The sequence below is a fragment of the Bradyrhizobium stylosanthis genome (genome assembly GCF_001641335.1).
GTDB classification, from domain to species: Bacteria; Pseudomonadota; Alphaproteobacteria; order Rhizobiales; family Xanthobacteraceae; genus Bradyrhizobium; species Bradyrhizobium stylosanthis.
This window is the reverse complement of sequence record NZ_LVEM01000001.1, coordinates 1,615,035-1,632,020: the sequence shown is the minus strand read 5'-3', so window position 1 is coordinate 1,632,020 and position 16,986 is coordinate 1,615,035. Positions and strand designations below refer to the sequence as shown.

General features: G+C 64.3%; 15 protein-coding genes. 1 reads left to right on the top strand and 14 read right to left on the bottom strand.

Features of this window, described 5'->3' with window-relative positions:
* Window positions 1-4: 4 nt before the first annotated feature.
* Both A7X65_RS07945 and A7X65_RS07940 read right to left on the bottom strand, forming a co-directional pair.
* Window positions 5-316: a hypothetical protein gene (locus tag A7X65_RS07945; RefSeq protein ID WP_156527695.1), complete on the bottom strand. Its 312-nt coding sequence runs from the start codon at window positions 314-316 to the stop codon at window positions 5-7.
* Between the two features lie 70 nt (window positions 317-386).
* Window positions 387-1,004 carry a helix-turn-helix domain-containing protein gene (locus A7X65_RS07940; protein ID WP_245323423.1) on the bottom strand — a complete coding sequence of 206 codons (618 nt, stop codon included), beginning with the start codon at window positions 1,002-1,004 and terminating at the stop codon, window positions 387-389.
* A 324-nt stretch (window positions 1,005-1,328) separates the two neighbouring features.
* Here A7X65_RS07940 and A7X65_RS07935 point away from each other — a divergent pair, with 324 nt between their 5' ends.
* Complete coding sequence (locus A7X65_RS07935) at window positions 1,329-2,381, top strand: L,D-transpeptidase family protein (protein WP_430642778.1); 1,053 nt, start codon at window positions 1,329-1,331, stop codon at window positions 2,379-2,381.
* Here A7X65_RS07935 and A7X65_RS07930 read toward each other — a convergent pair.
* The 12 genes from A7X65_RS07930 to A7X65_RS07875 all read right to left on the bottom strand — a co-directional run bounded on the left by A7X65_RS07930 (window position 2,360) and on the right by A7X65_RS07875 (window position 16,658).
* Window positions 2,360-3,364 (bottom strand): ABC transporter substrate-binding protein, encoded by a 1,005-nt coding sequence (locus A7X65_RS07930; protein WP_063683694.1) that lies wholly within the window; start codon window positions 3,362-3,364, stop codon window positions 2,360-2,362. The two genes, A7X65_RS07935 and A7X65_RS07930, sit on opposite strands and share 22 nt — an antisense overlap.
* Window positions 3,361-5,457 (bottom strand): adenylate/guanylate cyclase domain-containing protein, encoded by a 2,097-nt coding sequence (locus A7X65_RS07925; protein WP_063683693.1) that lies wholly within the window; start codon window positions 5,455-5,457, stop codon window positions 3,361-3,363. Before A7X65_RS07925 ends, A7X65_RS07930 begins: the two co-directional genes overlap by 4 nt.
* Before the next feature lie 21 nt (window positions 5,458-5,478).
* Window positions 5,479-6,495, bottom strand: a complete 1,017-nt coding sequence (locus tag A7X65_RS07920) for a SphA family protein (protein ID WP_063683692.1) — start codon at window positions 6,493-6,495, stop codon at window positions 5,479-5,481.
* A gap of 62 nt (window positions 6,496-6,557) precedes the next feature.
* Entirely contained in the window at window positions 6,558-8,024 is a 1,467-nt protein-coding gene (locus A7X65_RS07915; protein ID WP_063683691.1) for a DUF1254 domain-containing protein, read from the bottom strand.
* Window positions 8,025-8,073: 49 nt separating this feature from the next.
* Window positions 8,074-9,498 carry a DUF1254 domain-containing protein gene (locus A7X65_RS07910; protein WP_063684864.1) on the bottom strand — a complete coding sequence of 475 codons (1,425 nt, stop codon included), beginning with the start codon at window positions 9,496-9,498 and terminating at the stop codon, window positions 8,074-8,076.
* 52 nt (window positions 9,499-9,550) lie between these two features.
* The gene (locus A7X65_RS07905) at window positions 9,551-10,963 is read right to left on the bottom strand and encodes a DUF1254 domain-containing protein (protein WP_082884853.1); all 1,413 of its coding nucleotides are present in this window, start codon (window positions 10,961-10,963) and stop codon (window positions 9,551-9,553) included.
* An 8-nt stretch (window positions 10,964-10,971) separates the two neighbouring features.
* Complete coding sequence (locus tag A7X65_RS07900) at window positions 10,972-11,913, bottom strand: HlyD family secretion protein (protein WP_063683689.1); 942 nt, start codon at window positions 11,911-11,913, stop codon at window positions 10,972-10,974.
* Complete coding sequence (locus A7X65_RS07895) at window positions 11,913-12,152, bottom strand: DUF3302 domain-containing protein (RefSeq protein ID WP_063683688.1); 240 nt, start codon at window positions 12,150-12,152, stop codon at window positions 11,913-11,915. Before A7X65_RS07895 ends, A7X65_RS07900 begins: the two co-directional genes overlap by 1 nt.
* A 33-nt stretch (window positions 12,153-12,185) precedes the next feature.
* The gene (locus A7X65_RS07890; RefSeq protein ID WP_063683687.1) at window positions 12,186-12,689 is read right to left on the bottom strand and encodes a hypothetical protein; all 504 of its coding nucleotides are present in this window, start codon (window positions 12,687-12,689) and stop codon (window positions 12,186-12,188) included.
* A 48-nt stretch (window positions 12,690-12,737) separates the two neighbouring features.
* Window positions 12,738-13,763 carry an HAD family hydrolase gene (locus A7X65_RS07885; protein WP_063683686.1) on the bottom strand — a complete coding sequence of 342 codons (1,026 nt, stop codon included), beginning with the start codon at window positions 13,761-13,763 and terminating at the stop codon, window positions 12,738-12,740.
* A gap of 32 nt (window positions 13,764-13,795) precedes the next feature.
* On the bottom strand, window positions 13,796-15,619 hold the full coding sequence (locus tag A7X65_RS07880; protein WP_063683685.1) for an arylsulfatase: 1,824 nt from the start codon (window positions 15,617-15,619) through the stop codon (window positions 13,796-13,798).
* Window positions 15,620-15,644: 25 nt separating this feature from the next.
* On the bottom strand, window positions 15,645-16,658 hold the full coding sequence (locus tag A7X65_RS07875; protein ID WP_063683684.1) for a formylglycine-generating enzyme family protein: 1,014 nt from the start codon (window positions 16,656-16,658) through the stop codon (window positions 15,645-15,647).
* Window positions 16,659-16,986: the final 328 nt, after the last annotated feature.

Here is a 16,986-nt window from a genome sequence, read left to right as displayed (position 1 = left end):
CGATTCACGCCGCCTGATCGGTCATCTCGATCCGTGCAAAGCACCGCCCGCGCACGTCGATAGGCGCGTTGCAGGCCGTTCCGGTCCACGGATTCGGAGCGTTGCTTGCCGGCGGTTGCACGGGCGCGCTGTCGCTGACGGGAGCCCGGATCGGCTTGAGGGGCAGCCTGTCGCCCTTCGCCGCGGGAGGCGGCCGCTGATGAGAGCCACCCCGGCCTGCGGCTGAGCTCCACGGATCGCTCTGGTGAATCGCAACCGCGCTGGCAATGCCAACGAGATAGGTGAGGGAACACAGTGTCAGCGTTTTGATCAGCATCACCATTCCTCCCCTTGTTTTTGACGATGAACTCCGACTGGCCGAGTTGACTTGACGTGGATTGCTCGACTTAGGCGTCGAGCTTCGCGAGTTTCTCACGGTCGAGCATTTCGACTTCCCGCTGTGTCGTCCCGTGAAATCGCAGGATTTTGTCATCGCGCAGGATCGAGAGAGCGCGCGAGACTGTTTCCAGGGTGAGCCCGAGGTAGTCTGCGATGTCGCGGCGGGACATCGGCAGGGTCATGACATCGGGATGCGCAAGCCTGCCGTCCATTTCGAGCAGGAATGCCGCCACTTTCTCCAGCGAAGTCTTCCGTCCCAGAAGCAACATGTGGTTCTCGGCATGCTGAAGATTCTCGGTGACGAAGCCGATCAGCTTCTTCGAGCCGGCCGCCTCGCTCGGCATCGCCTCGAGAAGGTTGCATCGCTTCATGATGCGAACATGTGTTTCGACGATGGCTTCTGCGGTAAAGCGGTGGGTTTCGCTGTTCTCAAATCCGAACATGTCACCTGGCAGATGGAACGAATTGATCTGGCGTCGGCCGTCTGCGAGCAACTTGTATGTGCGCACGGCTCCATAGCTGATCTGGTAGATGTACTCCGCGTGCTCGCCCTCGCCAAAGATCTCGCTGCCTCTGCGATATTTGAACTCGCTGCAGAGCGCGCGCGGACCGGCGACGGCAGCCATGGGTCCATCGATCGGACGTCGGGACGCCGTGTTGACCCGGATGAGCATGGTCGTCCTCCCGGTTTTCAGGAAAACTAGGCAGGGGCGGACAAGACGGAATTGATCGAACGCAAGCTCGGCGACGACCACCGTATTCTTCCGGAGGTCGGATGCCGAATATCGATGGAGATTCGTTATCCCAGGCCCGGCGCGATTACCGAGCTCCGCGCAATCTTTTGTTGGTACATTGATGCCGCTTCGCCAACCAGACCGGGAAAGATAAGAAACTTCCACGGTCGCGCCGAGTTGCCAATCCAGTGAATGTCTCCATTCCGGAGCTGGCACATGGAAGATGGCGTGTTCCGACGAACGGTGATGAATGCGTGGTCGGCGGGCCGTGCCCGGGACATCTGCATCGTCCTGGTCCTTGCCCTGACCGCAACGCCGGCATTCGCTGCCGAGATGACCGCGGACGCCATCAATGCCGCGGAGGTATCAAAGAAGAGCCTCTCGAACGACAAGCCGACGCCGGCGGGCGTGCGCCTGCAGGTCCTGCTGGACAGGGCCCATTTCTCGCCCGGCGAGATCGACGGCAGGTTCGGCGAGAACGCCAGGAAGGCGCTGCGGGCCTATGCGGAAGCCCGGCAATTGCCGGGTTCGGACACCCCGACGGAGGAGGTCTGGAAGGCGCTGCGGACCGACGGGCGGCCGGCGACGCTGACCTATACCATCACCGAACAGGATGTGGCGGGCCCGTTCCTGAACAAGCTGCCTGCGAAGATGGAGGACATGAAGGACATCCCGAAGCTCGGCTTCACCAGTCCGCGCGAGGCCTTGGCCGAGAAGTTTCACATGAGCGAGCGGCTTCTGGCCGCGCTGAACCCCGGGCAGCGTTTCGATCGCGCCGGCGACACCATCGTCGTCGTCGACACCGCGAGCGCGGGCGAGGAGGCGCAAGCCAAGGCCGACAGGGTCGAGGTCGACAAGGTCAGGCAGACCGTCAAGCTGTTCGACAAGTCGAACGCGCTGATCGGGTTTTATCCGGCCACCGTCGGCAGCACGGAGAAGCCGTCACCGTCAGGCACGCTCAAGGTGACCGAGATCAGCAAGAATCCGTTCTACCGCTACAACCCGGCTTATCGCTTCAAGGGCGTCAAGTCCCGGAAGCCCTTCACCATCAAGCCCGGCCCAAACAATCCGGTTGGAACGGTCTGGATCAACCTCTCCGCCGACGGCTACGGCATTCACGGCACGCCGTCGCCCGACAAGATCTCCAAGGCGGAATCCCACGGCTGCGTGCGCCTGACCAATTGGGACGCCGAGCGGGTCGCCGCACGCGTTGCGAAGGGCACGCCGGTCGCGTTCACGGACGATCGCTATCCGACCGCTGCCAGGTAAAGCTTGGTATCGAAATAATCGGACGCGCGCAGCGCGTCAGTGATGCCGGCGTCGGTCATGAAGAAATCGCTGACCTGCTGCAGCCATTTCGCGACGGTTCCGTCCGCATAGAGCCGACGCCATTCGCGCGCGGAGTAGAGCTTCTGCGCCCTGAAGGCCTCGGTGAGATCGGCCGGACGCGACGGCTTGTAATAGGCCTGGAGCGCTTCGGCCGCAGCGGCGGGGTTGCGCACCATATGATCGTTCGCTTCGATCCAGCCGCGGATGATCCGGCTCAGCACGTCCTTGTTTCCGGCATAGTAATCCGTCCGCGCCGCCCATCCGCCGAGCACGGCGGATTGCGGATAGAAGGCTGAGGCATCCACCAGCTTGACCGCGTCGGGTAGCGCCTCGCGCACGGCGACGTTGAACGGCACCCAGAGCGCGACGGCCGCCACCTCGCCGGCGATAAACGCCTTGACCGCATCGGGCATGCTCGAACTGACGATCTCCACCTCGGATGGCCTGATGTTGTTGGCGCGCAGCGCGCGGTCGAGGAAGATGTGCGCCGTGGTCTTCGCGGTCGTCGCGATCCGCTTACCCCGGAGATCGGCGAGCCTGCTCACCCCGAGCGACGGCCGGGCCCAGAGCTGCGCGGTCGCGACCTCGATGTCGTTGATGAGAAAACCGCGGCCGCGGCCGAGCGCCAGGTAATTGGAGATGACGCCGCCCGCGGAGGCGACGTCGAGCTCCCCGCGCGTCATGGCCTCGAAGACTTCGGGGCCGGTGCTGAACTCGTACAGCTCGAAATCGATGCCCTCGCGGTCGAACGAGCCGCGGTCGAGGCCGGTCCAGATGTGGCCATCCACGGCGACGACATGGAGATAGCCGAGCCGGAGTTTCGTGCGGGCCTGCGCAATGGCCGGGGCCGCGAGCATTGACGTCGCCGCCAGCGCCACGCCCCGGCGCAGCAATTGCCGGCGATCGATGGCGCGAACGCTCATGCTGCGGCCCCCTCGGCCGAGGACCGCAATCGCCGGGCATGAAACAGCGCGATCGGGTCGCTGGGATAGTCGTGCAGGAATCCGGAGAGCTGGACCAGGGCGGCCTCGGCCGTACCGTCCCGCGCGATCGACGCAAACACCTGGTCCCAGCGCCGGCACATCGCAATCTCGGCCTCGTTGGCCATGGCCTTTTCGCCGCGGAGCTCGCTGACCTCGATCGGCTCGGCAAATCCCTTCGGCGTGATGCTGTCGACGCTCCGAAACAGGAACGCATCGCCGACGCGCGCACGAACGGCTGAGCTGACCAGCACGCTCGTGCCGTAGCTCTTGTTGAGGCCCTCCAGGCGCGAAGCCAGGTTCACGGTCGCGCCGAGCGCGGTGTAGTTCATCCGGTCGCTCGAGCCGACATTGCCGACCACGGCATCGCCGACATGCAGGCCGAAGCGTGTGTCGTAGGACGGCCAGCCCTCGCGGCGAAATTCCTTGTCGAGCGCCTGGTTCGCGGCAAGGCATGCGAGCACGGCGCGGCAGGCGTTGGCGGTATGGTCGGGATCGTCCGCGGGCGCATTCCAGAACGCCATCACGGCGTCGCCGATATATTTGTCGACCGTGCCGTGGTGCTGCATGATCACATCCGAGAGCGCCGCGAAATAGCGCGAGGTATAGATCATCACCTGCGACGGGTCGGCGCGTTCGGTCTTGGCAGTGAAGTCGGCCACATCCGTGAACAGCACGGTCACCTCGCGCCGGGAGCCGCCAAGCCGCAGCGCGGAGCCGGTCTCGATCAGCTGCCGCACGATCGGGCGCGGGATGAAGCTCGCAAAGCTGCTGATGACGCTGCGCATGGTGAAGACCGAGCGGCCGAGCTCCTCGATCTCGGCGATGACAGAGCGGATGCGCGGGCGCTCGGCGATGTCGAAGCGCTGGATCGCGTCGGTCTCTTCGGCCAGCCTGCGCAGCGGCTCCGCCATCCGCGACCCCAGCCAGAACGCGAACGGCAGCGTTGCGCCGACGAAGGCCAGCGCCAGCGCGAACAGCGTGCGGCGCTCGCCGATGATCCGGGCGTAGAACTCGTCGAGCGGCGCGACGATCGCGAGCCGGACATTGGCCGACCCGGTCGTCTCGAGCCGATGCACCGCCGCAATGTAGGTCCGGCCCGCGTCGTCGTCGAAGAATTGCTGCGCCGGGCCGCCATTGCGCCAGGAACGGACGATCGGCACCACCGCGGGCAGGCCGAGCGCGCCGAGCTGCGGCAGGTCGTCCTGCCGTTCCGGGATCTGCGCCATCAGGCGGCTCATCGAGGGATGGCCGACGATGCGCTCGGCATCGTTGAACAGGAAGGCCTGTCCCGATTGGCCGAGCTTCTGCTCCGCCAGCATGTCCTCGAACCGGTTCAGCAGCACGTCGCCGGCGACGACGCCGCGGCGGCCTTCCTTCAGCGGCGTCCGCAGCGTGTAGCCGGGCTCGCCCGTGGCGTAGAACACGTAAGGGCCCGTCAGCAGGGTCTTGTCGTTCTTGAACGCCTCGACATACCAGGGCCGCTGCCGCGGGTCGTAGCCGGTGGGGCCGGGGACCTCCGCGACCGCGATGAGATTCTCCGACAGATATTGCGTCACCGGCGCGCTGCCCGACGTGCGCGCGATCACGACAAGACGAAAGGCGGCATCCTCATCGGTCTTCAGGCCGGCCCTGAACGCCGGCTTGGCGCGGTCGATCACGTCCATCTCGATGAACGAGCCGTCCTCGTAGCCGACATAGAGGTTGAAGAGCTGCGGGTTGTTGCGCAGCATCGCCGCCATCAGGCCATACAGCCGCGTATTGTCCGCGATGTCGGCTTCCTGGATCGCCGGCAGGCCGGCCAGGATGTCGAGATTGTCGCGGACATTCTTGAACTGCTCGTCGACATGGTCGGCGCCGAGCTGCGCCACCTTCTCGGTGAAGCCGGAAGCCGCCGTCCGCGTGATAGCGGTCACGCGCTCGAAGCTGAGATAGACCAGGGTCAGGCCGACGAGCAGCACCACGCCCACGAACACCGTGATGATCGATGTCTGGAAGCCGATGCGGACTTGCCGTTTTTTCGTCTCTCCGGTCATCGGAGCTGCACGACGCCTCCGTCAGAACTTTCGTACGATGGGCTTTTTCGCGGCCGGTTCGGGTGCGGCCGGCGAGACCGAGAAGGTGACCCAGGTCGACCAGCTGTTCGGCCGGTTCTCGGTCTCGAGGTCCTTGTAGCCGCGGACGTTGAGATAGCCCTGGTAGCCGTCGGACATCGGGATCATGAAGCCGATCTGCGGACCGATGCCGACCGCCTGGCCGCGGAAGCCGCCGAGCTTGGCGCCGGGGCCCCGGTCGTCGGTGATCTGCTGGAAGAAATAGCCGGCGATGCCGACATGGATGGTCTTGCTCACGAACTGCGAAGCGGCCCAGTCGACATGGAAGTCGATGCCGTTCTGGTACTGCAGTGCGCCGTTCATGAAATTGTAGGTGAGGCCGCCGACGACCGAGAATTCGTGGCCGGTCTTGAGGTCGAGATAGGTGTAGCCGGCCCCGGCGTCGACCGCGGGAAATCCAAAGCTCAAATTCGCGAGCCGCGTGGAATCATAGGTGCCGCTCGGGATGTTGCCGGTGATGTAGACCATCTCATTGTGGACGCCCTGGTTCCATTTCAGCGTGCCCTGATAGAACACGTCCGTCAGCGTCGTGCGGTTGTCCGTGACGCCGCCTGAGATGGCGTTGCCGCGCGGTCCGGTCAGCGTCGCATCGATGCCGATGCCGATATTGCCGGGTGCGGTGAGCAGCGTGAAGGCGGCCTGGCCGCCGAGCACCGGCATCGGCGAGGTGTAGGTGATGCCTTGCACGAGCACGTCGGCATGCGCGTTGAGGCCGGCGGTCACCGAGCCGGGAATGCCGCCGCTGGTGACGAAGTTCTGCCCGCCGCCGGCTTTCTCGTTGAGATGGATGTAGATCGTCGAATAGGCCCATCCCGGCGTCACCGGCACGGCGGCAAGGCTGCCGAAGATGCCGGGAAGCCAGAAGCTGACCCCGCCTGAATCGGCGAGGGCGGGCTGAGCACTGAAGCTCGCCATCGTCAATGCGGTTGCAAGCGTAGCCTTGCGAAGATGTCCCATCATATCACGTCTCCCTGGTCCCATCATGTCATCCACCCCGACAGGTCGCGTTTCGCGGCCCGCGCTCATCTCGTCGCATTGCCGATCGTGCCTGCCTTCACCTCCGTGAAGTCACCGGGCTTCCAGCTCTTGTCGAAGGCGGCTTGCTCGGGACCGTAGATGCGGATGTAGGCGAACCAGCCGCGTCCCGGCTGCGTCTTGATCCAGTGCGCTTCGTTGCCTCGCGGCGCATCCGGACCGAAGAAGAGGTCCGCCGGTGCGGTGCCCTTGATGTCCTTCAACTCGAACATCGAGCGTAGCGCGCCCCTGGCCTGGTCGGTCTGCACCTGCGAACGGGTCTGGGTGTCGTAGACCGTGACCGACCAGAACAGCCTTCCGGGCACCGGTTGCGGCATGGAGAGCTTGTAGTTTTTGGCGCCGTCGAGGAAGGCGCCGGTGTCGTCGCGCGTGCTCATCCAGTACAGCGAGCCCGCACCGGCCGAGCGACGGAACATCGCCGGCGATGTCACGATGGCCTGTGCGAACCAGCGGTCGCGGGCTTCGAGGTCCATACCCGTCGGGGTTTCGAACTGAGCGCTGCCTGGCGTGAGGCCGACCCATTCCCATTTGCGGTCGGGCCAGTTGATGCGGTCAGGGCGCGCGCTGTCGAAGGCCGAGACCAGCATCTGGTCGCGTCCGGCCTTGGCAGCGCGATCGAGAATGTCCGTCATCCGCGCATCGGGTGCGAAAGGCTTGCCCTTCTCGATGCCGAGCTCGGCAAGCAGGCCATACATCGGCAGGAACGATGTGACGAGCGGCTCCTCGTCGACGATCTGCTTCAGCACCGTCCAGAACTTGCCGTTGTCCTCCCAGCGCAGCGATGAAGCGTCCAGCTTCTGGTCGGTCATATCGACGATGGCAACATTGGTGTTGCCGCCAAGGGGATGGATCTTGATGGCCCGCAACGCGTCCATCGCCTTGTTGACGTCACCGCCGACGGGCAACGCGCGCACGGCGAGCAGGTTCTTGTAGGATTTTGATTGGCCGACATGATAGCCGGCGGGAACCTTGCCCTTGTAGTCCGGAGGCAGGACAAGATGCTTGCCGCCCTTGCCGGCATCTGGGCCGGGCAGGCCAAGGTCCTGGACCCAGCCCTGATTGTGGTCGTTGACCAGGCCAATATAGGGGCCGGCCGGCAGTTCGATGACGATGGGGCCCTTGCTGACGTCGATGACGCCCGAGCCGTAAGGCGTATCCGAGTTGAGCGTGAAGCCGACCTGCTGCGGTCCTGCGGCGACGATGCCCATCTTCTCGCCGTCCTTTAAGCCAAGTTCGCGGTTGCCGTTGAAGATGCCTTCCACGGAGACGGTCGGATACCAGAAGCGGTAGGCCGTGATCGCACGCTGCATGTCCGCATCGTCCCGCGCCCGCTTGGTCGTGTCGGCGCTTGGATAGCCGCGTTCGAAACTGTAGGGGGCTTGTCCTTCGGCGTAAGCTGGTTCGTGACACAGGATCGTCAGTGTGACCGCCGTCAGCAATAGCGTCGTCTTCATTGTCCTGATCCTTTTTGCTCTTGAGACTGAAACAGAGACCGCAAAGCGGCTACCTCGCACCCCCGACCGTCATTGCGACGCGCTCGACGTCCGGCAGCTTCCAGCTGTGGTCGAACAGCGCCTTCTCCGGCCCGTAGAGGCGGAACAGCAGCTCGAACTTGCGGGCAGGGTCGGTCGGCACCCAATTGGCTTCTTTCCCCTCCGGCGCCTTCGGCCCGAAATAGACATCGACCGAGCCGTCGGCCTTCTTCTGAAGGCCCGGACTGATCGAGGCGCGGCTGGCACTCGGCATGTTGCGCACCAATGCATGCGTCTCGCGGTCGTAGACGGTCGCGGACCAATACTGCTTGACCGGCGCGTTGGCCGGCACGGTCAGGCGATAGGTGCCGTTGCCGTCGAAATCCCGGCCATCCTTGTCCTTGTTGGCCATCAGGTAGAACTGCGCCGTCCCCAGCCGCTTGATGCCGGTATAGCCGAGCGTGTAGGTCACGCCGCGCATGTCGACCGGATAGGCGTTGGGATCGCCGTAGCCGCCGCTGGCCGCCTTCACCATCTCCGGCACCGCGGCCGGGAACCAGCGAATGCCGGGATTGATCACGGGGAAGCCCGCGTCATAGATCCGGGCCAGCAGCGCGTGCGCCTCACGTGCCGCCTGATCGAGCAGCGCGACCGTGCTCGGGTCCGGATTGAACGGCTTGCCCTTGACGATGCCGATGGTCGCGAGCTGGTCGATCATGGCGCGGTCGCGATCGAGCCACGGCTCGTTCTGCACCACGCGATCGAGACCGCGATAGAAGCTCGCATCATAGGGAATGGTCGCGTCGAACAGGACGTCGTAGGCGTCAGTGAAGCTGGTCGGCGGCGGCTCCTTTGCGTTCGCGAGCGGGTAGACTTTGATGCGCTTGCCGTAGGCGACCGACTTTTCGACATCGGCATCGCTGTGGCTGGCGAGATTGGAGCGCAGCAGCGCGAAGCCGCTGAACACGTCGGATTGCAGCGCGATGAAGCCTGCGGGCACCTCGCCCTTGTAGCCCGGCGGCAGGATCAGATATTTGCCGCCCTGACCCTTGTCGGCGCCTTCAGGTCCGGTGTCTTCCAGCGGCATCTGCCACAGCGTCACGATATTGCCGGCGATCGAGCCGCCCTCGGCCGGTGGAATCTCGACGACGACAGGCCCATCCTTCACATTCCAGAACGACATGAAGTAGATCGAATCCGGATTGGGCGTCAGCGTCTGGTTCTTCCAGTTCACCGGCTTCGACCAGTAGACGATCTCGTTCGGCTTCGCCTTGGTCGATTTCAGCATGGTCTGGAGCATGAGATCGGCGTTCACCGCCGGCATGCCCCAGATCATGGCTTCGACGGCGCGGCGCTGGATGTTGCGCGCGGCAAGGTCGTCAGGCGCTGTGGTCTGGGCCTGCGCGCTCAGGGTCAGCAGCGTGGCGATGGCAGCTCCGGCGATTGTTCTCATCATGTTGCTTCTCATCAAATCCAAGCGTGAGGACGGTGACCGACGGCCAATTCTCTCAATTCACCCGTTTGACCGGCGGCGGCGTCCAGGTGCCATCGAGGGCCGCGCGTTGTGGCGAATAGAGGCGCATGGCGAGATTGAACTCGCCGGCGGGGGCGGGCAGCCAGTTCGCCATCTTGTCGAGCTCGGGCGGTTCGTGCTGGAGGTAGATGTCGAGCGAACCGTCGTCGTTGAACCGGAGCTTGTCGCGATCGCCGATCGCAAAGCGGTTGAGCGCGTTCGGGGCCTGGAAGCCGTCCTTGTCGTAGAGCGTGACTGACCAGAAGGCATTTGCCGGCGGCAGCTTGCCTTTGTCGAAATGCAGGACGTACCGACCGGTGCCGCTGTAAGGTTTGCCGTCGGAATCGACAAAGGAAGCCGGATAGACGGCGTCTTCCGGCAGGTTGACGCCGAGCCCGATCAACGCACCCATGGCACGCAGCTTGTAGGCGGTGCCGTAGGTGCCGACGGTGCTGGTCTGATAGAACCAGCCATTGACGTGAAGGCCGATGCCCGCGCCGCTCTTGCCGGATTGTTCGAGATCGACGAGCGCCTCCTTGGCTGCGGCATTGATCGTCTTGACCAGCGACGGATCCAGCTTCGCCGCGTCGAATGGCTTGCCGGGTTCAAGCCCGATCTGCCGCATCCGGAACAGGATCGGATAGTCGTTGGGATGCGGTGGATGTTTCGCCATCAGTTCGGCCAGGCGTCCGAGCACCGCAACGCCGTTCATCCCGTTGACCTGAACGAACGGCGGCGTCTTGTTGTCGATGGACGGATCGGTCGGTGCGCTCGCCGCTGCCGTGGATGCCTTGCCCCATTGGCTGAGCGGGGTGAGCTTGTAGCCGTCCTGAATCTTGTGCACGTTGTCGTAATCCGCAGGCCCGTTGGTCTGCGTCCGCCCGAGAATCCAGATGACCGGCGTCGGTGCGACGATCTTAGTCGTCTGCTCCGGCAGCGTTCCACTCCAGCCCGGCGGAGTCAGGACGAAGTTCTGTGCCTCGGTCCCGGTCGTGCGCGAGCCCACCACGCTGAATACGTCCGTCCACATGTCCAGCATGGGGAGCAGGTAATAGCGGCCATCCGTATCGGGGACCGACAGGACGATCGGCTCTCGCGTCAGGTCAAGCCAGACCGGCGAGTAGAGCGTATCGAAATTGTAGCGCACGACGTCCCTGTCCTCGGCACGTGGATAGGTGCGGGCATGAGCAAACTGGTTGACGGGAGCACGGAGCGGGATCGCGCCTGCGTTCGGGACATTGGTGGATTGACGCATGGACACGTCCATTGTCACGATGGGATAGGCGTAGATGTAGGCGTCCCGTGCGATCTCGTAGGCCTGCTGCTCGGATATGCCCTGCGCCCAAGCTGGGTTTCCGGCCATCAGCCCGATACTCAAACCGATCGATGCGAGTAATGCTCTTTTCATGAGATTCCTCAGAACGGATTGACATAGTTCAGGATCGCGACCTGCCGCAGAAGCACGCGGCGGACGACGTGGGTTGGAATGAGGCGGTCGGTGTAGATCGCGGCGGTCCCGGCACTGCCGGCCGGCAGGCGTCTCGCGAATTCGGCATCGTCGAGCCTGACGCGGACGATGAAGGGCGCCGCCTCGATCGTCTTCGGCAGCACGGCCGTGCCCGAGATCTGCGCCTGTCCGGGGGAGATCGCCTGAAGCACGCTTTCGACCCTGCCGGTGAAAATCTGCCCGGGCGCGAATTTGAAGGTGGCTTCGACCTCCTGGCCGGGCGCGATGTAGCGCGCGTCGATCTGGTTGATCTCGACGCCGATGATGGTGTTGGAGGTATCGATGAACGCCATCACCGGCGACAGCGGCAGGTTGGCTACCCGCGCGCCCTTGCGCAGCGCGAGGTTGGTGACGTAGCCATCGGCCGGTGCACGCACGACGGTCTTGTCGAGGTTCCACTGCGCGGCCTCGAGCTGGCCGGACAATTGGTCGGCCTCGGACTGGCGCTGCTCGACGTCGAAACCGCGCCCGGCGTCGCGCTGATAGAGCTCCGTCATCTGGCCGAGGCGCGTCCTGGCGAGCTTGTATTGCGCGTCGATCGCCTTCACCTGCGCGGCGTAGGGCGTCGGATCGATCTTGAACAGCACGTCGCCGGATTTGAGTGGCGCGTTGGCGGCGACGGGGACGTCGGTCACTTCGCCGGCGACGTCGGGTACGATCGAGACGGCGTTGCGCACGACCAGCGCTGTGCCCTGCGGCGCGCCCCAGCCCATCGGGATCAACAATCCAAGCAGTACCAGGACCATGACGATTGCGGGCGAGGCCTTCCAGAACAGGTTGAAGCGCACCAGCCCGAAATGCACCAGCAGGAAGAGCAGAACGAGGTAGGTGTTGAGAATGGCAACGGCCATCACGCATCTCCGGCTTTGCGTGAGGGAACGTCGACATAGGCCCAGATGAAGGCGAGGGGCCACAGTGCGAAGCCGAAGAACAGAGTGACCCAGCCGGCGACCGTCACGGCCTGCGCATAGGGATGGCTGCGCGATTTCGCGATGTGGCCGGGCAGCCAGCCGGCGATGCAAACGACGCCGACGGCGCTCGCCAGCAGGATCAGCAGCACGATCCAGGCGAAGATGTCGTAACCGCTCATGATGGTCGCCTCGCTGTCATCGGAGCGCTGCCGTCATTGGCAATAGTCCCAGAACCCCTGGGTCCGGGACGGATCGGTGTAGTACCAGCACATGCCGGGCGCGGGCGCCGCCCCCGCCCACGCGGCCGCCGTCGCCGCCGTCACGACCCCGATCGCGGCGCCCGCGGCGATCGCTCCGCCGCGCGGCCAGCCATACCAGCCCGGCCGCGCCCAGCCGCCGCGCCCGGCGACCGCCGTCGTGCCGCGAACCGCGACGTTGCCCCGGGGGCCGACTGCAACGGTCCGTCCGCGATAGGCCGCGCCGCGAGGCCCCACGACGGCGCCGCCGCGATGGACGACCGCGCCGCCACGGGGACCGACCACGGCACCGCCGCGGCGAACGGCGGCGCGGATCTCGATGATGTCCGCTGACGTGGCGGCGTCGTGCTGGATCGCGTTGGGTTGAAGCGGGGCGGCTGCTACCGGCGAGGCAGGCACGCCCGCCATGCACACAAGAATGCAGGTCGCAAATCGTGTGGCACGTGCTGGATCAGGCATCGTCGCACCTCTTCTTGCTCTCTCGGGGTTTGGGTTGGCGGCACTTGGTCATTGCGACGGCCCCGTGCTGCCGCGCTCGAATGCGAAAACGGTCTTCCAGTCCTTGGCCATGTCCACGACGGTCCAGCCGCGCTGCACCGCTTCGTCCCAGGCCTTGTCGAGCTTTCCGATCTTGGACTGGCGGTCGTAGGCATATTCGCGGGCCGCGTCGGTGTGATGGACGATGCCGAGGAAGCGGGCGCCGGGGCCGGCCGCGGTCCATTGCAGCATCTGCTGGTCGCCGTCCGAATTGCCGAAGGCGAAGATCGGCCGGCGCCCGATGAAACGATTGATGCCGGACGGCTTGCCGGGGCCGTCATCGATGAACTCGACTTTGGCCAGTTTCATCAGCACCGGCCGCCCGTCGGCGCCGATCCTGAACTGCGTGACGCCGGACGAGCCGACCACCTGTTCCGGCGGGATGCCGTAGGCCTTCTCGGCCCACACCCGCATGAACTCGACCCCGCCGCCCGAGACGATGAAGGTCTTGAAGCCGTTGGCGCGGAGATAGGTGAGCAGCTCCACCATCGGTTGGTAGACGAGCTCGTTATACGGGCGACGAAAGCGTGGATGGCTGGCCTTGCCAAGCCAGTCGGCGACCGACGTCGCGTAGGCCTCCGTCGTCATGCCGCTGTGAGCGGCCGCAACCAGCGTCAGCAAGCCCTTCTCGCCCTGTGCGGCGAGCGTGTCCTTGTCGCCCGCAAGGAAGGCCTTGAACGGCTGTTGCTGCCTCCACTCAGGATGTGTCGCTGCCATCGATTTGACGCTGTCGAGGCCAAAGGCGAACTGGAAATAGATCGGCTGCTCGCACCACAGCGTCCCGTCATTGTCGAACACGGCGATGCGCTCGGCGGGCGCGACAAAATCAGGTCCGCCGTCCCTGGTCACCTGCGCGACGAAGGTCATGATCGAGGCCTTTGCCGCGCCGTCGTTCCAGGATGGTAATGGGTCGGTTTGCGCCAGGGCCTGGCGGGCGCTCGCGAAAGCGAGCACCGCCAAACCGATCACAAGGCTGCGGCGGATCAGGGACGCCATGCGTGGTGTCCTTTCATCAGGCCGACGGAGCGCTATTTCGCGCGTTGCTGAATCTGCTGGTCGATCATCTGCCGCAGATTCGCACGGATCTTGTCGATGCTCTGGGCCCTCCCTGCCGCACGGTTTCGCTCGTCCTTGATCCCATCCGTGATCTCCTCGATCATGGTCGCCGGGTTGAAGCTCGGCGGGAACGAGCGTGGCGGAAACTCCTTGAAGCTCCCCGCGAACACCGCCACCTCGTCGATCACGCCGTAGACCGTTCCGACGTGATTGATCAGCCAGTCCCAATAGGTGTTGGAGGTGATGTCGGCGCGCTCGAACGGATCCTGGAACAGATTGTAGATCTTCTGCATGCGCAGCGTGGTGAAGGGCTCGGCCCAGACGCCCATCGTGCCTTGCAGGCGTTGCTCCGAGAACACGTATTTGTAGTCGCCCTGCCGGATCGCGACGAGCAGGCCGTCGTCATCAGAATAGAAGAACGTGTTGCGGAGGCTCTTGGTGCCGTTGTTGTTGGCGACCGATCCGCTCACATTGCGCAGGAAAGCCGACTGGTTGTAACCGTCGAGATGCACCTTGTAGGCGATGCCGTTCGCAGTGTAGCCGGCCTTCAGCTTGCTGATGATGTCCGGTTCGCCCGCGAAGGCGCACAACGTCGGGACCCAGTCATTGTGGCTCATCAGCTCGTTGCTGACCGTGCCGGGCTTGATCGTCGCGGGCCAGCGCACCAGGCAGGGCACACGGAATGCGCCTTCCCAGTTGGTGTTCTTCTCCGAACGGAACCAGGTCATGGCTGCGTCCGGCCAGGTGTTCATGTGCGGGCCGTTGTCGCTGGTGTAGAGCACGATGGTGTCGTTGGTGACACCCATGTCGTCGAGCGTCTTCAGGAGCAGGCCGACCGTGTCGTCATGCTCCATCATGCCGTCGATATATTCGCTATCGCCGTGGGTGTAGCGGCCGCGATGGTCCTGCCGCACATGGGTGCGCAGATGCATGCGCGTCGAATTGAACCAGACGAAGAACGGCTTGCCGGCGCTCTGCTGCCGCTTCATGAATTCGATCGCGGCGGCGGACGTTTCGTCGTCGATGGTCTCCATCCGCTTCTTGGTGAGTGCGCCGGTATCTTCGATGGTCTGCTTGCCGACCCTGCCGAAGCGCGGGTCCTCGGTCGGGTCGTCGCGATCGGTCGCCTTGCAGCGGAGCACGCCGCGTGGACCGAACTTGGCGCGATAGGCGGGATCCTTGGGGTAGTCCGGCAGCTCCGGCTCTTCCTCGGCATTGAGATGGTAGAGGTTGCCGAAGAACTCGTCGAAGCCGTTCACCGTCGGCAGGTTTTCGTTGCGGTCGCCGACATGGTTCTTGCCGAATTGCCCGGTGGCATACCCGAGATTCTTGAGCAGGCCTCCGACCGTCGGATCGAGCTGGCTGATCCCCATCGGCGCGCCGGGATAGCCGACCTTGGTGAGGCCGGTCCGGATGCCGTGCTGGCCGGTGAGGAATGCGGCCCGGCCGGCGGTGCAGGATTGCTCGCCGTAGTAATGCTGCATCTTGAGGCCTTCGCGGGCGATGCGGTCGATGTTCGGCGTCTCGTAACCCATCAGCCCGTTGGAGTAGGCGCTGATATTGGCGACGCCGACATCGTCGCCGAAGATGACGAGGATGTTTGGCTTGCGGCCGGAAGGAGCAGCGGGAGCGGGGCTTGCGGCCGGAGAGGGCGCGGCCTTCTGCGCTTGCGCGAGCGCTTCCGAAGTCAGTGTCGCTGCTGCGACGATCGATGACGTTCCCAAGAGGAGATTTCGGCGATTGATCGGTTGCTCAGCCCCGGGCGGGTTGTTCTTGTTCTCCAACTCGCTGCTCATGCGATACTCCAAATGTTGCAGCAGACTAGATTGCAGACGATCCTTCTGGTTCGCGGTGGATGACGAGAGGCAGCCGTGCCACGCAGCGGAAGCCGACATGGCTGGTCGAGGTGTCGACCGGCTCGGCGTGGCGCGCAGCGGGACGATAACGGCGGCAATAGTTCGGCGCGCACAGATGCGAGCCGCCCTTCAGGACCTTGCGGGGAATCTTGATGTCGGGGAGGCGAGGGTCGTAGCTCGAATCCTCGCGACCACCGCGGGGATTTTTGGGAATGCAGCAGGGCTTTGCAGCCTCGGCCGCGTGCCGGGACGACCACCAGTCCGAGGTCCACTCCCAGACATTGCCGATCATGTCGTACAGGCCGTAGCCGTTCGGCGGAAAGGCCATCACCGGCGAGGTACGCTCGTACCCATCCTCGCCGAGATTCTGGACGGGGAAGTTGCCCTGCCAGATATTGGCCATGTGCCTGCCACCGGGCATAAGCGCATCACCCCAGGCGAATTCTTCGGCCTCGAGACCGCCGCGCGCGGCGAACTCCCATTCGGCTTCGGTCGGCAGATCCTTGCCGGCCCAGCGCGCATAGGCCTCCGCATCGCTATAGGAGATGTGCACGACCGGATGGTCGTCGAGGCCCTTGATGTTGCTGCCGGGGCCATAGGGGTGGCGCCAGTTGGCGCCGCGCATGAAGGACCACCACTGGCTCCAGTCGGTGAGATCGGTGATGCGCGGCAGCGGCGAGAACACCAGGGACCCCGCGTAGAGCATCTCCTTCACCGCACCAGGATAGTCCTTGGCGTTCGGGACGATCTGCGCTTCCGTGACATGGCCGGTCGCGTTGACGAATTGCTTGAATTGCCGGTTGGTGACCGGCGTGCGATCGATCCAGAAGCCATCGAGGGAGACGCGATGGCTCGGTGCCTCCTCGGGGTAATGATGGTCGGATCCCATGCGAAAGGTTCCGCCGGGAATGAAGACCATCTCGCCCGACTTCAGGTCGTCCGGCAGCCACTCGCAGTGATCCAGATCCGCCCGCAGCATGGTGGAAACTCCGATCCGCGAATTCCACCCGACGCTATTGTGCAGACTCTAGCTTATGTCGACGACGGCGCATTGCCCAGTTGATTGGACGCATTGTCTGGTCCCCTCCTTCTTGGCGCTCAGGGAGAGAAGGGACGCCGGTATGTGCGTCAACAGCTCTTTCCTTTGCGCGCACTTCGTTCTGCACGCGGCAAACCGCCACGTGCGCCCTGTCTTCCGCAGAGCGCTTTCATCGATATCGCTAGGGTTGCAAACGGTATCCGAAGATTGGCAGCCTGTAATGTGCAATTTGTGCCAGCACGCGGAGCGCGCCATGAGACCTGATGCC

Bases quoted from the DNA above. Each gene is read 5' to 3' on its own strand.
- A7X65_RS07920 (WP_063683692.1), bottom strand. From the start codon at position 6,495: ATGATGGGACATCTTCGCAAGGCTACGCTTGCAACCGCATTGACGATG.
- A7X65_RS07905 (WP_082884853.1), bottom strand. From the start codon at position 10,963: ATGAAAAGAGCATTACTCGCATCGATCGGTTTGAGTATCGGGCTGATG.
- A7X65_RS07895 (WP_063683688.1), bottom strand. From the start codon at position 12,152: ATGAGCGGTTACGACATCTTCGCCTGGATCGTGCTGCTGATCCTGCTG.
- A7X65_RS07930 (WP_063683694.1), bottom strand. From the start codon at position 3,364: ATGAGCGTTCGCGCCATCGATCGCCGGCAATTGCTGCGCCGGGGCGTG.
- A7X65_RS07915 (WP_063683691.1), bottom strand. From the start codon at position 8,024: ATGAAGACGACGCTATTGCTGACGGCGGTCACACTGACGATCCTGTGT.
- A7X65_RS07925 (WP_063683693.1), bottom strand. From the start codon at position 5,457: ATGACCGGAGAGACGAAAAAACGGCAAGTCCGCATCGGCTTCCAGACA.
- A7X65_RS07875 (WP_063683684.1), bottom strand. From the start codon at position 16,658: ATGCTGCGGGCGGATCTGGATCACTGCGAGTGGCTGCCGGACGACCTG.
- A7X65_RS07910 (WP_063684864.1), bottom strand. From the start codon at position 9,498: ATGATGAGAACAATCGCCGGAGCTGCCATCGCCACGCTGCTGACCCTG.
- A7X65_RS07890 (WP_063683687.1), bottom strand. From the start codon at position 12,689: ATGCCTGATCCAGCACGTGCCACACGATTTGCGACCTGCATTCTTGTG.
- A7X65_RS07935 (WP_430642778.1), top strand. From the start codon at position 1,329: ATGGAAGATGGCGTGTTCCGACGAACGGTGATGAATGCGTGGTCGGCG.
- A7X65_RS07945 (WP_156527695.1), bottom strand. From the start codon at position 316: ATGCTGATCAAAACGCTGACACTGTGTTCCCTCACCTATCTCGTTGGC.
- A7X65_RS07940 (WP_245323423.1), bottom strand. From the start codon at position 1,004: ATGGCTGCCGTCGCCGGTCCGCGCGCGCTCTGCAGCGAGTTCAAATAT.
- A7X65_RS07880 (WP_063683685.1), bottom strand. From the start codon at position 15,619: ATGAGCAGCGAGTTGGAGAACAAGAACAACCCGCCCGGGGCTGAGCAA.
- A7X65_RS07900 (WP_063683689.1), bottom strand. From the start codon at position 11,913: ATGGCCGTTGCCATTCTCAACACCTACCTCGTTCTGCTCTTCCTGCTG.
- A7X65_RS07885 (WP_063683686.1), bottom strand. From the start codon at position 13,763: ATGGCGTCCCTGATCCGCCGCAGCCTTGTGATCGGTTTGGCGGTGCTC.